General features: G+C 55.7%; 15 protein-coding genes. 9 read left to right on the plus strand and 6 right to left on the minus strand.

Translation table 11 applies throughout. The features are described from left to right. Window positions 1-18: 18 nt before the first annotated feature. The 7 genes from VFA76_02240 (at window position 19) to VFA76_02270 (ending at window position 6,360) form a co-directional block, all read left to right on the plus strand. A complete protein-coding gene (locus tag VFA76_02240) occupies window positions 19-822 on the plus strand; it encodes a cytochrome C oxidase subunit II (GenBank protein ID HZR30659.1) in 804 nt (267 codons plus the stop codon). Window positions 823-863: 41 nt separating this feature from the next. Next, window positions 864-2,654 (plus strand): cbb3-type cytochrome c oxidase subunit I, encoded by a 1,791-nt coding sequence (locus VFA76_02245; GenBank protein ID HZR30660.1) that lies wholly within the window; start codon window positions 864-866, stop codon window positions 2,652-2,654. Between the two features lie 2 nt (window positions 2,655-2,656). Next, entirely contained in the window at window positions 2,657-3,325 is a 669-nt protein-coding gene (locus tag VFA76_02250; protein ID HZR30661.1) for a cytochrome c oxidase subunit 3, read from the plus strand. 19 nt (window positions 3,326-3,344) lie between these two features. Next, the gene (locus VFA76_02255; protein HZR30662.1) at window positions 3,345-3,980 is read left to right on the plus strand and encodes a cytochrome c oxidase subunit 3; all 636 of its coding nucleotides are present in this window, start codon (window positions 3,345-3,347) and stop codon (window positions 3,978-3,980) included. Window positions 3,981-4,001: 21 nt separating this feature from the next. Further along, complete coding sequence (locus tag VFA76_02260) at window positions 4,002-4,310, plus strand: cytochrome C oxidase subunit IV family protein (protein ID HZR30663.1); 309 nt, start codon at window positions 4,002-4,004, stop codon at window positions 4,308-4,310. 325 nt (window positions 4,311-4,635) lie between these two features. Continuing rightward, a complete protein-coding gene (locus tag VFA76_02265; protein ID HZR30664.1) occupies window positions 4,636-5,421 on the plus strand; it encodes a TrmJ/YjtD family RNA methyltransferase in 786 nt (261 codons plus the stop codon). Then, window positions 5,422-6,360: a 5'-3' exonuclease H3TH domain-containing protein gene (locus VFA76_02270; protein HZR30665.1), complete on the plus strand. Its 939-nt coding sequence runs from the start codon at window positions 5,422-5,424 to the stop codon at window positions 6,358-6,360. Here VFA76_02270 and VFA76_02275 read toward each other — a convergent pair. Together VFA76_02275 and VFA76_02280 are read right to left on the minus strand one after the other, a co-directional pair. Further along, window positions 6,357-6,596, minus strand: a complete 240-nt coding sequence (locus VFA76_02275) for a hypothetical protein (GenBank protein ID HZR30666.1) — start codon at window positions 6,594-6,596, stop codon at window positions 6,357-6,359. The genes VFA76_02270 and VFA76_02275 overlap by 4 nt on opposite strands. Before the next feature lie 140 nt (window positions 6,597-6,736). Beyond that, window positions 6,737-8,074, minus strand: a complete 1,338-nt coding sequence (locus tag VFA76_02280) for a GAF domain-containing protein (protein ID HZR30667.1) — start codon at window positions 8,072-8,074, stop codon at window positions 6,737-6,739. A 246-nt stretch (window positions 8,075-8,320) separates the two neighbouring features. On the opposite strand from VFA76_02280, the gene VFA76_02285 reads away from it, so the two are divergent. Further along, window positions 8,321-9,532 carry an N-acetylmuramoyl-L-alanine amidase gene (locus tag VFA76_02285; GenBank protein ID HZR30668.1) on the plus strand — a complete coding sequence of 404 codons (1,212 nt, stop codon included), beginning with the start codon at window positions 8,321-8,323 and terminating at the stop codon, window positions 9,530-9,532. A 741-nt stretch (window positions 9,533-10,273) separates the two neighbouring features. Here the strand turns inward: VFA76_02285 and VFA76_02290 are convergent. Genes VFA76_02290 through kaiC form a run of 4 tightly spaced genes read right to left on the minus strand, consistent with a single transcriptional unit; the run spans window position 10,274 to window position 14,124 of the window. Continuing rightward, window positions 10,274-11,893 carry an ATP-binding protein gene (locus tag VFA76_02290; GenBank protein ID HZR30669.1) on the minus strand — a complete coding sequence of 540 codons (1,620 nt, stop codon included), beginning with the start codon at window positions 11,891-11,893 and terminating at the stop codon, window positions 10,274-10,276. Continuing rightward, window positions 11,877-12,299, minus strand: a complete 423-nt coding sequence (locus VFA76_02295; protein HZR30670.1) for a circadian clock KaiB family protein — start codon at window positions 12,297-12,299, stop codon at window positions 11,877-11,879. Before VFA76_02295 ends, VFA76_02290 begins: the two co-directional genes overlap by 17 nt. Beyond that, window positions 12,299-12,661: a circadian clock KaiB family protein gene (locus VFA76_02300; GenBank protein ID HZR30671.1), complete on the minus strand. Its 363-nt coding sequence runs from the start codon at window positions 12,659-12,661 to the stop codon at window positions 12,299-12,301. Before VFA76_02300 ends, VFA76_02295 begins: the two co-directional genes overlap by 1 nt. Then, on the minus strand, window positions 12,658-14,124 hold the full coding sequence (gene kaiC / locus VFA76_02305) for a circadian clock protein KaiC (protein ID HZR30672.1): 1,467 nt from the start codon (window positions 14,122-14,124) through the stop codon (window positions 12,658-12,660). The genes VFA76_02300 and kaiC overlap by 4 nt, the downstream gene beginning before the upstream one ends. 283 nt (window positions 14,125-14,407) lie before the next feature. On the opposite strand from kaiC, the gene VFA76_02310 reads away from it, so the two are divergent. After that, window positions 14,408-15,219 (plus strand): pyruvate dehydrogenase (acetyl-transferring), homodimeric type (locus tag VFA76_02310; GenBank protein HZR30673.1); only part of this gene is annotated, 812 nt, incomplete at its 3' end.

Genomic DNA, 15,219 nt, shown 5'->3' on the forward strand with positions numbered 1-15,219 from the left:
GCTTAAAGGCGGCATATCATGGCCAAGCTGTTGGCGGTAACGCTTGTATTGATTGCTATAGCTTCCGCAGTTCCCATCATCCGGCATACCTGGGTACCCCCGCAGGACATCTCGACGCACGGCGCTCTTATTGATGAGCAGATGGCGGACACGATGGTCGAGGCTGGTGTGTCGTTCCTAGCGGCACAGATCCTGTTGGGAATTTTTATTTGGAAGTTTTCCGGCCGTAAGCCAACCGCCACCATCGGAAACTTTCCGGGAGGCGCAACGACCCTGGTTGGGGCGGCTGTCATTCTGGTTGGTTTGGAGGTTCTTGCCCTGGGCGTCTTCGGTCAAAAGGCTTGGGCGAATTTGTATTTCACCCCTGCCTCGCCGAATTCCATGCCTGTGCAAGTCCAGGCAGGACAGTTCGCCTTCTACTTCCGCTACCCTGGGCCGGATGGCAAGTTTGGTCCCATTCATCCGGATCTGATCAATGAAGGCACCCAGAATTTCTTTGGCCTCGATCCAGACCACGATCCCGACTCCAAAGATGACGTTGTTACCGCCGAGCTCGGGGTACCGGAAAATCGGGAGATTCATTTGCTCATGCGCGCCAAGGACGTGAACCACTCCTTTTTTGTGCGTGAGCTGCGAATTCACCAGGATTTTGTCCCCGGGCTGGATCTTTCTCTACATTTCACCGCAACCAAGGTTGGTAAGTACGAGATTGTCTGCTCACAGCTTTGTGGCTTGGGACACTACAACATGAAGGCGTATCTCGAGGTGATGTCGCAGCCAGATTACGAGAAGTGGCTGAAGCAGAAAGCGACAGAGCAATAGCGGCTTCAGGCAGGAAAAAGAAGATTCCACGAGGTAAGGCCATGGCAGAAGTACCTTCACAAGCGGTGCACGTTCACGCGCCTCCGCAGGGATTTATTCGGAAGCACGTTTTTAGTCTGGACCACAAGGTCATCGGGAAGCAGTACTACGCCCTGGCCCTGGCGGCGGTGTTTACAGGCATGGTGCTTTCCTGGTTGATGCGCATTCACCTGGTGTGGCCGAACTCACCCATTCCGGGTCTGGGCTGGCTGGCAAAGGCGAGCGCTCCTAACGGGATAATCACTCCGGAGTACTACCTCTCGCTGATGACCATGCATGGCACGCTTATGGTCTTCTTCGTGCTCACCAATGCGCCGTTCGCTGCATTCGGCAACTACTTTTTGCCGATCCAGATCGGCGCGGAGGACATGGCCTTTCCCCGCTTCAACATGATGTCCTTCTGGACAACTTTTGTGGCGTTTTGCGTTTTGATGTCGGCTTTCTTCGTGGGCGATGGCCCGCCGCTCTCGGGTTGGACCGCTTACGCGCCGCTGAGCGCAATGGGTGGCATTACGGGTCCTGGCGAGCAAACCGGACAGACGCTGTGGGCAATTTCCATCGCCATCTTCTGTATTGCTTCGCTGCTTGGCTCTTTGAACTTCATCTCGACCACGCTCGACCTTCGCACGCGTGGAATGACGCTGATGCGCATGCCGCTTTCCACCTGGGCATGGTTCATAACCTCGTGTATCGCATTGCTGGCGTTCGCCGTGCTGTTACCGGCGTGCCTGCTGCTGATTCTGGACCGCGTGGCCGGTACCAGTTTCTTTATTCCAGCCAACCTGGTGGTGAGCGATCAGCTGCAGCCGCATTCTGGCGGGTCACCGCTGCTTTGGCAGCACCTGTTTTGGTTTTTCGGGCATCCGGAAGTGTACATCGCCATTCTGCCGGCCATGGGAATTGTTTCCCACGTTCTGATCACCTCTATGCGGCGTCCCATGCTCAGCCATAAAGTGATCATTTATTCGCTGATGTCGCTCGGTTTCCTTAGCTATATGGTCTGGGGACATCACATGTTTGTGAGCGGGATGAATCCTTTATCGTCCCTGCTGTTTTCATTCCCCACCCTGGTGATCACTATCCCTTCCACGATTCTCACCCTGATCTGGATTGGCAGTTTGTACGGCTGCAAGTTGCACATCACCTCAGCTTCATTGTTCGCATTGGGATTTGTTTCACTTTTCGTGAGCGGCGGTGTAAGCGGGTTTTTCCTGGCGCAGCCCTCGATTGATATCCTGCTGCACGCGACTTACTTTGTTGTGGGCCACTTCCACCTGGTGATGGGGGTCGCTGCCATATTCGGCGTCTTCGCCGGGACCTATTTCTGGTTCCCCAAGATGACCGGGCGCATGATGAATGAGACGTTAGGGAAGGTGCACTTCTGGTTTACCTTCGTCGGCGCGTATTGCATTTTTATGCCGTTTCACTATCTCGGGTTCGCCGGCAATGTACGGCGTTACTCTTCGTTCGTGGACGAGTATCTTCAACCGCTCCTCCCGGTGCACAAATTTATTACCTTCGCTGCGCTGGCCACAGGCGCTGTCCAATTTATTTTTCTCTACAACCTGATTTACAGCCGCTTCCGGGGTCAACCAGCGACAGACAATCCGTGGGAAGCCACGTCGCTCGAATGGACGATTCCTTCGCCGCCACCATTCGACAACTTCGGCGGGAAACTTCCGGTTGTGTACCACGACCCTTATCAGTACGGCGTGGAGGGGTCGAGCGGCGATTATGTAATGCAGAACTCACCCGAGCAAATTAGGACCGTGCCGGAAAAGGGAATCCGTTAAGTATGGGAACTGTAGTCCACGAACCGCCCAGAACTCAAAAAGGCGAACCACGGTCTTCGGGTGGAAATGGTTGGCGAAACCTGGCTCCGGCGCAAGGCACGTTGCGCGGAGTTGAGGACCATTCGCCCCCCCCTTCCAAGACGGGCGTCTGGGTGGGAATTGCGGCGATCACCATGTCATTCGCCGCTCTCACCAGTGCCCTGGTGGTTCGGCAGGGTGGTTCAACTGATTGGCGGCACTTTGCGCTGCCCACAATTCTTTACTTCAATACGCTGTTGCTCGTGGCCAGCAGTTTTACCCTGGAACGAGCCCGCCACGCTTTTAAGACGTCCGGCTCGGGACCTGCGGAGGTAGAGACCATTGCGGGGCGCTGGCTGTACGCAACTTTGTCTCTGGGACTGCTTTTTGTGGCGGGGCAATACATTGCGTGGCTGCAACTGAAGTCACAGGGACTTTTTCTAGCCACTAATCCCAGTAGCTCATTTTTCTATGTCTTGACTGCTGTGCACGCCTTGCACGTAATAGGCGGGCTTGGCGGGATACTCTACGTGATCAGCAAATTGAACAGGTATATCTTGCGGAAGAGCACACTGGATGCTGCCTCGCACTATTGGCACTTCATGGATGGGCTCTGGTTGTATTTGTTTGTCGTTTTATGGATCAAGCTCTGAGCAGGCAACAGGAGGCGCTGTGAGCGAAGCTAATGTGTCCGCGATAGGCGGTACGCATCACGCCGGTGCGCTGGAGCAATCGCCATTCGCGATTCGTTCCAACAAGCTGGTGATGTGGCTGTTCATCATGTCTGATGCAGTCACTTTTGCTGCGCTCCTTTTCGCCTACGGCTACTTGCGAAACGCCACTCCGAGTTGGCCCCAGCCTTTCCACTTTCGGCCGACCGTCCTGAATGCAATGCTCATGACTTTTATCCTGGTGACCAGCAGCCTGACTATGTTGATCGCCATGCGAGCTGCGGCCTCGGGTAACAAATCGTCTGCCATTCGCTGGACCTTTATTACCGTTTTATGTGGCCTGCTTTTCGCCCTCCTGCACATTCGAGAATGGCTGGGTCTTATCCATGAAGGCTTGCGGCTGTTTCAAAATCCCTGGGGAGCCGGCTTGTTTGGCGCGGTGTTTTTTAGCGTCACAGGGCTGCACCTGACCCACGTGGTAGCGGGGGTAATCGCGCTGACGGTGGTGGCGCTCGGCTATCGTCGTGGCCGCTACAGCTCGGATGATATCGAGGTCTGGGGGCTGTACTGGCATTTTGTAGATATCGTTTGGATGTTCGTAGTGCCGTTCGTCTACCTGATGAATGTTGCCCACTGAACGGAGCGAAGAAAGGATTCTATGGCCACAGCAGAAAGCCAAAGTTGGAGCCTGGCCCGATATTTGGTCATTTATGTCTGCGTGCTAATCATCGCGGGACTGCAGTTCGTGGTTGCATATCAGCATCTTGATATTTCGCAGATGTTTCTTCGCATGCTGATGTTGGCGACAGTCGAGGCGGGGCTGGCGGTCCTGTTCTTTATGCACCTGTGGACGGAACGCCGCACTTTTGTGGTGACCGTCATTGTCGGACTGATCTTCGTTCTCGGCATGATGAACATGATCTGGTGGGACAGCTTCCGGCTACTTCGCTTCCGACTGCTGCCGTAGAGAGACGGGAAAGAAACATGAGTGTAGGAAAAATGAGTTTCGGTTCGGTTCGAGCGGTCCTGATGGCCGCCTTTATTATAGGGATGCTGGCGCTTCCTATTCCGCTGTTTTCCCAGAATTGTCCCCTCTGCTATACCCAAGCTGCAAGGTCCAGTGTTCGGCTGCTTCAGTCTCTGCGCAGTGGAATTCTGATATTGATTATCCCCCCGATGTTTATGTCGGTTGGGATAACCGTGCTGGCATACCGTAAGCGCAATCAGTTCAGGGAAGACGAGAGGCCTGAGACCGAAGGGTAGCCTCTGAGCGTGTCGTAGAATCAGCATTCTTGCTTGTTCCCACTAAAGCCGACCGCCTCCGCGTGGTGCTCGTCGCTACGCGCAATCCGCTCAACATTGGCGCGGCAGCTCGAGCCATGAGCAATTTCGGGTTTTCCAACCTCGGAGTCGTCAACCCTTACCACATCGCATTTCGTGAGGCACGTTCGGCGATTGGGGCATCGGCATTACTCGCGAATGCGAAAGAATACAACACCGTGGCCGAAGCGGTGGCCGACTGCACGCTGGTGGTGGGAACGACTGCGGTAGGTCACCGGCATCTGCAACTCCCTCTCAGAAGCTTGAAACAGGGCGCAAGCCTCATGCGTAGGCGGCTTGAATCCGGGAAAACCGCCCTCCTGTTCGGGTCGGAGAAGGTCGGCCTTTCGAACAAAGACCTGAACTACTGCAACTGGCTGATAAACATTCCGACGCACCAGGATAATCTCTCCATGAACCTGGGGCAGGCCGTGGCCGTTTGCCTCTACGAACTGGTGCGTGATCCCTCTATCCGTGATGGTTCGAAGGGGCCGGAGGACAAACAGGGGCTCGCGACTGCGGGTGATATCGAGCGGATCACCGTCCTTCTGCTTGAAACGCTGCAGGCCAGCGGGTACGTGAAATCGAGAGCGGCTACAGAAAGTAAGGTTCGCCGCACGATCCACCGTCTCAATCTTAAGGCTAGCGATTCGGCAGTGTGGCTGGGTATGTTGCGCCAGATTCTATGGAAGCTGCAGTCAGGTGAGGGCGACGGGCTGAAGATTGCGCAAACCTCCAGGGCGAATAGACTAATTTAGATGGGACACTTCGGAGTGGCGGACATTTCGCTTCCCTGCAGCAACGTAGATGTTCATTTGGTTGACGGCACCTATGAATTGTTTAGGCACTTCTTTGCGGTGCCCGGGTCAGCGGATGTAAACGGGCAGGAAATTGGCGCAGTACGCGGTGTGCTGGCCTCCGTCTTATCCATGATCGAGCGCGGCGCCACTCACATTGGAGTTGCCACAGATCATGTAGTGGAGTCATTCCGGAACGACCTCTATCCCGGATACAAGACCAGCGAAGGTGTGCCCCCGGAATTGCTCTCGCAGTTCCCTATCCTCGAGGAGGCGTTGGTAGCCATGGGAGTGGTGGTGTGGCCCATGGTTTACTTCGAGGCAGATGACGCACTCGCCTCCGCCGCCCATAAAGCTGCTAAAGACGACGGGGTGAGGCAGGTGCTGATTTGTACGCCGGACAAAGATCTCAGTCAGTGCGTTGTGGGCACTCGGGTCGTCCAGCTGGACCGCAGGCGTGACATCTTGCGTGACGAAGGTGGGGTCATCGCCAAGTTCGGAGTGAAACCGCAATCAATTCCGGACTACCTGGCTGTGGTGGGCGACAGTGCTGACGGGTTTCCAGGGGTGGCGGGTTGGGGTGCGAAGGCCGCGGCCCTTACTTTATCGCAGTATCCCCACCTTGAAGGCATTCCAAAGGACTGGCGGGAATGGCATGCTTCTATCCGCAAGGCCCGCTTACTCTCCGAGTCGCTATTTAAGGCATGGGACGATGCGCTGTTGTTTCGCACTCTCGCGACCCTGAGATTAGATGTGCCTGCTTTTGATACGGTCGAGGACCTTCGTTGGCACGGACCGCGAGCGAACTTTGAGGAACACTGTCGGCGAATGAAGGCCCCGGCTTTATTTGGCCGCGCTACGGCGTTGGCAGAGCGGCTATCGCTAGATTCAGTGAGTTAGTCTTCCGGTAGGCCCGCCGCGTTCAGTCCCCAACTCTTCAGTAATTTTTCTGGCACGTAGTGAGAGCGAAAATTATCCTGGGCCCACGCGCGAAGTTGTTCGGAGGCAGCAAGGCGATCATAAGGATCGTTAGGTGAGAGCCTCAAGCGCTTGACCTCGCGCTCGAATGCTGACGGCACAACCGGTGCAATGCCGGACGGTTTGCCCCAATTCGAGTTTGTTCGTTTCTTTGCCATTAGGCTGCAGTCGAACAGACAAATATCTGGCAGAATACCATTGGCCGATGCAGCGAGAACGGCTTCTGCTCAGAAACTATTCTGCCACAAAATAACGGCCAGGCTGGGTAGCTAAAGTAACTGCCTGGGGTCGATGCCCATTAGTTCGTTTTGTTATGGTTTTGCCTCCAGGCGGAAATTCGGCGAGTGGCGTCGTCCAATTGCGTTGGCGTCAGGGATGCCCGCAGTTCTCGTAGCTTGAGCGTTTCATGTGATCCCGGAGTGGAGGCAATGCTGGCCCACGTGAATGCACGCACGGAGTCTTTTTTGACACCCATCCCAGTGCGATAGAGCTGGCTCAGCATGAGTTGTGCTCCGGCGTGGTCTTGATTGGCTGCCTTCTTGAGCCACTCTACCGCGGCGCGGGGATCCTTCTGGACGCCGATTCCGCTGAGATACCCAAGTCCGACCTTCCACTCTGCCATGGCGTCACGTTTCAGAGCGGCGCTGAGGAACCACCGCATGGCCTGGCGATAATCTTCAGTCACGCCCGCGCCATCCGCATAACGTAAACCCAGCTCGTATTGGGCTTGCGAGTTGCCGGCCGATGCAGCAGAGGAGACGCTGCTCAGACTTGCAAGGGAAACCGGTCCCTTGATGGCAGCAAGAATTTGGGAGGCGTCGGCAACCGAGTTTGGCGGAGCAGTTCCGGATGAGGAGACGTAAGGATCCGGATTACTTTCCGGCAGATTAGCGGAAGAACGCACGAGAGAAGAGTTCACGCCGGAAGCCCTCACAATGCCTTTGAGCTCGCGGTTGTACGCGATGAGCGCGGTCACAACCAGGAGCGCGGCCACCCCAGTCCGGAGCACGCGGGGAGGCATGAATGTGAAATGCAGTTTTCGCATAGCAGGCTTCGGGGGAAGTTCGGTGTCCAGAGGCAAGAGGAAGAGAGGCTGAACCTCAGACGATCTATACGGCAACAACGATGACGGTACAGCCGGCGCAAGCGTCTCCTGGAGATGGCTCTGGTCTGAGCTCCAAGGTTGGTCCACATGCTGAGGATTCTGTTCCTGCGGCAACCATTCCTTAAGTTGGCTTAATTGCCCAAACTCGGCTTCGCCGAAAGCATTGGGAGCTTGCGACAACAGCTCCAGGATGCCAATCACTGCGCCATCTTGCGATCTTATGGGGACGACCACGACCGATCTAACATTCAACACTCTGCAGGCTAGAGGATTCACTCGCGAGTCGTTCTCACTGTCATTGCAGACGAGCGACTTGCCGGTTCGATAACACAGGCCGGTCAAGCCGCTTTCCGGATCGAGGCGCGTACCTAGCTCGGGAACCGTGTCACCCGATCGGGCAACACAACATAATCCACCAGCCGCGCGCATTGCGATCGCAGCCCCAGTAGCGCCGGTCCGCCTGCGGGCCTCCTCGAGCAAGGCTTGCAAGCCTGCTACCGGTTCCAAGCCCTGCACGCCGACGGTATCCAATGCTGCAAGCCGTCGGCTGCGGTTGGAAGGAAGAGAATTCCTGTGGTGTGAATCTTCTCGAAGGGGAAGGCTGGACACGGCAAAACGCTCCAGAGACGGGGTATTCGGAAGTATTTACTAAAGTCTAAACCAAATTCCAGGAAAAGCGAACCGGCCCAAGCGAAAAACCCGCACCCTCTTTATATTGGCTACCAACCCGGTTCAAAGCTGTTCGATCCAATGGTTTATGGCAACGACTCTACAACCATGAAGCGCAAAGCCGGGGTCCTGCTGCTGCTGGGACTATCCCTCAGCGGGTGTCATAAAAAACCACCAGCCAATGTAGTTTTACCCCAGGTCGGACCGCAGCCGCGCCCGTCGCCTCCGCCAAATCCAGATACGATACAGCGTTCTCAACTGTCAAAGCGCGTGCAACAAGTCACGTCGATTCTTCAGCAATTGGCGATGACTCCGGAGAACACTGTTCCTGATGCTGTGCTAAATGCAACGAGATGCCTATTGGTAGCGCCGCAAGTGCCAAACGGCGCTTTGCAGCACGTTCCAGCATTGATGACCTGCCGCAAGGGAGAGCAATGGAGCACCCCGGCATTCGTCAATGTGGATTGTTCGGGTACGGTACGCGGGACGTCTGACCTCGTATGGATGACAAATGACGAAGCGATGAATGCACTTCTCACAGGTGGGCCCGCGGCCCTCTCGGCGCGGCGGCAAGCTGGTCCTTTGGTACGCGAATCAGGACTGGTTGTACAAACTCAACTTGCCGCTGATGTATTCGGTTATGTCCGGCAAGGTAGGCGGCTTGCAGGATCGAGGGGGGTGATGATCTTCGCTGTACATCCCGACGGAGCCGCGAGCCAAAGCTTCTACGGCAAGAATGAAGGCGGTCCTCGGCTTGTAAACGCAAAGTTGGACCCTGGGCCGGTTGTCAAGCCGTTTGAGACGGCTGTGGTTTCGTACTTCAACATCATTGCTCCGGTGGGAATTCTCGTGCATCACTCCGGCGTCGTCCCCGTAAAAGTCGCATCGCAGCTGCGTGAGCAAGTCATTGAGATGATCGACGAATTTCATGCCCGTCGCGGCTTTGAGATCCTTTGCTTCGGGCGCGTCTACCACGTGGCCTATCACTATTTAATACTTCCGAACGGGACGGTGCAGCCGGGAAGACCAGAGCGTTGCCAGGGAGCACACGCCCGCGGTTACAACGCTTTCTTGGGAATCGCGCTGGTTGGCAATTTCAGTCATACGGAAAATCCGAGCGGGTTGTATGGGCCCTCGAGTCCTACTGCGGGCCAGATGCATTCGCTGATTCGTCTCTGCCGCCGCTTAAGAACTCGCTACAACATTCCAATCCAGCGAGTGATGCGGCACAGTGACGTATCCCCGACGGAATGTCCTGGCGATCGCTTTCCATTGCAGGTCTTGCTTCGAGCCTTGGAGCAAAAGGGCCCCTCATCGTGAACGGAAGCTGAGAGAAGCGATGTTCCGAAGAATGCTGTTTCGATTGATCCCGGTACTGTTTATGGTAGGCAGTCTGCCTGCGCAATCAGTAGCCCCGCCCAGCGCTGGAGCGCAGGAACCATTTGAGAGTTTTGCCGTCCTCGACAAGCAACTATCGCTTTTAGATCGCCAAGTGGCCGACCTCAAAGAAAGCACTCAGCAGGCACCGGCTAAGAGTGGGGCGGGGAAAAGGGCTCGCCGCGGGCGCCCTTGGATTCGACAATCACGGGAGCTTCGCCCTACTGCAATCTCAATTTCGCGAGAAAGCTATAAGCTGTACCGGCTTTATGCTCCCCGGGAAAGGCATTTGCATAACCGAATGTTTACGCGTCTGTATCGGAGGTCCAAGGTGCTGAGGCGAGATCTGGCCAAAGTTGCGCAATCGCGAAATCGGGCTGCCGCCAAGCGGGCCGAGACGCGTTTATCGAGAGCGCTGGTGGCTTTCGTGGTGCAATTTCAGAAAGTTTCGGGAGGGTACGCCGGCCTGCACTGCGAAGCGGCAGAGTGGGGCTGCTGTGAGTTCAAGAGGAGCCGCCACAAAGGCCCCTACGACAGCTGCAGATGGGCATGTGTCAAAACCGTCCAAAACTGCCGTCGCGGATTCCTGGGACCGAATATTCTGCGAAATTTTGCCGAGACCAGATAAAGGCTCACCGTTTAAATCGCATATCGGCCGGTGGCGATATTTCGAATGATGTGATGTCAGCTGGAGGGAGAACGTGGGGCAGGATCGATAGGCACGAAGATAGAAAACACAGTGCCAGAGCCTTTTCGACCAGCCCGACTGCGGAACCGCATGAAACCATGGTGCCGCTGAATGATGCCCTGGGACACCCAGAGTCCCAGCCCGGTTCCTCCCTCGCCCTTAGTCGTGAAAAAGGGTTCGAAGAGCTTGGAGCGATCTTCCGAACGAATGCCGCTGCCGGTATCGGCAATGACGATACGCACACCACGTTGCTTAGAGTTGGCCCATTCTCGTGAAGCATAAAGCCTGATCCGCAGCCTTCCCTTGGGTGGACTGGCTTCCACCGCGTTCAGGAGGACGTTAGAAAAGACCTGGGCCAGTTGGTTCTGAAATCCCATAACCTGACCCTGGAAAATAAGTTCCTTCTTCAAAGTGATTGATTTCGCATGCAGCTTACCGGAGTAGAGTGCGAGGATTGATTCCAGGAGTTCCTTAAGGTCCACTGGCCGAGGATGGCTAGATTCGCGATAGAAGGTAAGCGTTTGCCGGGTAATATGAGCGACGCGCCCCAATTCCTGCTGGGCGGCATTTGCATAGCGCAATGCCTCAGGGCTAAGGCCGGGCATAGTCTCAATCAGGTACAGCAAATTAGTAACCCCTTCCAAAGGATTGTTGATCTCATGGGCGATGGTAGCGGCCAGCCGACCGGTTGCAGCCATTCGTTCGGAGCGACGCAGAGACTCCTCCGCACGCTTGCGCTCCCCGATATCGAACAACGTCACTACGCATCCATCAGCTTCTTCCGGGCCGTGAGTGATGGGACCCGCACTCAACAGGAAATTCATGGTCTCGCCGCGGGGTGATTGGTAACTGACCTCGACCCCGCGGAAGATGCGACCCTGCAAGGGATCGGTTACGGAGAAATACTTGGGACCTTCTTCACGTTTCTCCGGGGCCTCTATTCTGAGCCGCAAACAATCGTCAAAGCGCTCCAGCAGTGGGCTGCGGCCACAGATAAGCTGCAGCGCCAAACTAGCCTGTATGATCCGTCCCTGATAATCACAGACCGCAATCACCTCGGTGGCCTGGTCAACAATGCGCCGCGCCAACCGTCCTGCGGCCAGCAATTGCTCGTTACGCTTCTGTTCACTGAGGTCGGTAATCACCATGCAGAGCGCCCGAGAGCCAAATTCTTCGAAACTCTTGCCTGAAACGTACACCGGCACCAAGTCGCCGGCGGCGGTGCGAAAATTCAACTCCACCTTGCTGCTGCTAGCCAGAGAATTGCGAAAAAATGCTTCAAAAGTATCTTTCTCGGCCGGCGGGATGAGATCAAAAACCGAGGTACCGATAACCTTGTCAAGCGGCTTCCCGACCAAGTCGGCGAAACAACGATTGCCGTAGAGAATGGTGCCGTCGAAGGCGACGGTAGCCGCGCCCTCATTCATCGCTTCTACAAAAATGCGGTAGGCATGCTCCGTACCATGAAGCGTAAAGACGCGGTCCCCTGCAGGCCCAGAGACAACAACCGCGTCTACAGCGCCCGAGCGGATGGACTCGAGCGCTTCTTCCGCGCTGCTGGCCCGGGTACGGAGCTCCTGGAGCTCACTCCCTGTTCTCCTATTCTTTTTTTGCACGATTCTTCAATACCGGTACCTTAAAAGGTGAAATGCCCAAGCTCCGTAAGATTCTCTCGGTGTCATCCAGGTCGCCAGTGAAAGTAATTGACGGCCGGGGAGAGATCTTAACCAATGTAGGCGCGGTAACAATCTGATCGCGTTCGGCTAACGATGGCTGCTGATACAAGTCAATAACATCCAATTCGAAACGGCCCTTCAGGTACTCGCGACACAGACGGCGGATATTCTCAAGGGCCCGCAGAGAGTGCAGATTCGATCCCGCGATATACAACCTGAACACGAATTTAGAAGCCGAGGTCTGGGCAACCAGTTGTTCGAACTGATCAGGCCGAAATCGCCATGCGGAGCCCAAGGAGGATGCGCCCTTCCCTTTATCGCGCTGCCTTTTACCTGATTTCTCCATTAGGCCTGCGAGGCAGCCGGAGTCATTCGAGCCGGTTTGAGATCGAGCCCAACCAGAACCCGGTCAGTGTTCGACAAATCCCCAATAATCTTTTTGACCGGCTGTGGCAGACGGCGAACCAGGGTGGGCACAGCGATAATCTGGTCGCCTTGCGCCAACTGCGGATTGCGCAGCAGGTCAACTATTTCGATGCGGTACTTGCCTCCCAAATGAGTTTCGCAAATCTGCTTCAAATTGGAGAATGCGGTCACCGACTTGGCAGTGGTACCAGCCACATACAGGCGCAGATCCCAGGCTACCGGTTTGCGTCGCCGAGTGCCCCTTTTCCGCGTTTTTGATTTCTTGGATCGCACTCTCGTCATTTGCGTCCCTTCTCGAGCGAAACGACCCCCGCCTTCTCGCCTCGCAATGTGATCCCCCGGTCGCTTAACTGGAACTCCACCGTCTTGGTGGAATGCGCCATTCCGCGTGACTTAAGCAGATAGAGCATCCGCCGGCGGTCCGCGTCGGTTTCAATGTCGCGCAGCAACACCCAGCTGTCCATCAAGGATGAGATGCCGATAGCTGTTTTTTCGACCATGCCCTCGAGCGTCAGATTAGTGAACACGGCGGTGACGTCGCGCAGCTTCAGAAAATCAATGAGCCGGGTGAGCATAGCCTTAACTGCAGGAAGGTTCCCCACCGAGACCAAATTTGTAATCGGATCCATAACAACGACGGAGGGATCGAACTCCGTGAGCGCCTTGTGAATGATTGCCAGGTGTCCTTCAAGTCCGGTGCTGGTCGGTCGCGCGGCATAGATTCGCAGCAGCCCCTTCTTGATCCATTGCTCTAGATCCAAACCGACGGAACGCATGTTGCGCAAAATCTGACTCGGGGACTCCTCATATGCAAAGTACAGGCAGCGCTCGCCACGAGCACATGCGGCGTTGGCGAAGAATGAAGCAAAGCTCGATTTTCCAGTGCCGGCGGTGCCAGAAATCAAGACGCTGCTGCCGCGGTAAAAGCCCCTGCCTCCTAGCATCTCGTCCAGGCCGGAAACTCCAGACGAAATTCTTTCGGTGCCGGCCTTGTGCGTCAGTCCCAGGGAGGTAATCGGTACGACTGATATGCCGCTACTTTCCATCAGAAACGGATACTCATTCGTGCCGTGGGGAGAACCACGATATTTCATTACACGCAAGCGACGAGTAGAGACCTGCTCATTGACGCGGTGGTCGAGGATGATCACGCAATCGGCGACATATTCTTCCAAGCCGTAGCGGGTCAGGCTGTTGGTTCCCGGCTGGGTCTCAGCGGTGATGATGGTGGTCATTCCTTTTTCGGTGAGCCATCGGAACAGGCGACGCAATTCGGCACGCAAAGTTGCGGTATTCTGCAAACCGGCGAAAAGGACCTCAACGGTGTCCAGTAAGACCCGCTTCGCATTCACCCGTTGAATAGCCTGGTTGAGCCGAATGAAGAGACCTTCAAGGTCGTATTCGCCCGTCTCCTCAATCTCTTTGCGTTCAATGTAGACATGGTCAATCAGCAGCTTTCTTGAAGAGATCAAAGATCTCAGGTTATGGCCAACTGACGTGCTGTTGGCGATGAGCTGCTCGGCAGGCTCCTCGAAAGACATGCAAACGCCAGGCTCGCCGTAATCACGCGCACCATGAAGCAGGAATTCAAGTCCGAGCATGGTCTTGCCCGCCCCCGGTCCACCTACTACCAAGGTGTTGCGTCCCTTGGGCACTCCCCCAAAAAGCACCTCATCCAGGCCGGCAATGCCTGTTGGTTCTTTCCCGATTCCGACCATCTCTTTGACTAAACGTTTCGTGGCCATTCGATATGCCTCGTCGACTCCCTGAGATGAAAGTTATAAACGAGTCCCGATGTAGTTTGGAAGGGCCCAGCTACGCGCTCGTTAAAGCACCCAGGCCCGGGTACGGCAGAACCATCGAAGGAGATACTTGCGGCTGGGCTGGTGCTACTCGCAACGGACGTCAAAATTCGATGGTCGAGACGGCGGTAAGGATGCACAGCCAGGTTTGGGCCACGGCCCTCCGTGCCGGACGTAAAACCCACAACGCATGACAGTTCAGTGTCGTAAGCTGCATACTATTCTTATGATCGCAAAACCTACTGTCTTCATGGAACCCGATTTTCAAGAAATTGGGGAATGGATTGAGGCATTTGACCAGGTAGTCGAGCAAGAGGGGCCCCACCATGGCACGCGCCTGCTGGAAGCCCTGGCCAGGCGCGCGCGCCGGACCGGCGTGGATGTACCTGTGCATTTGAACACGCCGTATGTAAACACGATTCCCGTGGAGGCGGAGGTTCCCTACCCCGGCGATCGCCAGCTCGAGCGGCGCATCAAGAGCTTGATCCGCTGGAACGCAATGGCCATGGTGCATCGCCAGAACAAGAAGGATCCCGGGATTGGCGGGCATATTTCGACCTATTCTTCGTTGGCGACATTGCTCGAGGTAGGGTTCAACCATTTCTTCCACGCTACCTATGGCGACCAGCCTGGTGATTTTGTCTATTTTCAGGGTCATGCCTCGCCTGGGGTCTACGCCCGGGCATTCCTTGAGGGGCGGCTTACAGAGCAGCACCTGGAGAACTTCCGGCACGAGTTGCGTGATACTCCCGGACTTTCTTCGTATCCACATCCCTGGTTAATGGCCAATTTCTGGCGGTTTCCGACAGTGTCTATGGGAATTGGGCCGCTGAACGCCATTTATCAGGCCCGCTTCATGCGTTATCTGGAGAACCGGGGCATCATTGCCAAAACTCCACGCAAGATATGGGCATTTGTAGGAGATGGAGAGACGGACGAACCCGAGTCCATGGGCTCGCTAACACTGGCCGCCCGCGAAAAGCTCGATAACTTGATTTTTGTGATCAATTGCAACCTGCAGCGGCTGGATGGCCCGGT

It is taken from the genome of Terriglobales bacterium, from assembly GCA_035651655.1.
In the GTDB taxonomy this organism is placed as follows: Bacteria; Acidobacteriota; Terriglobia; order Terriglobales; family Acidobacteriaceae; genus DASRFG01.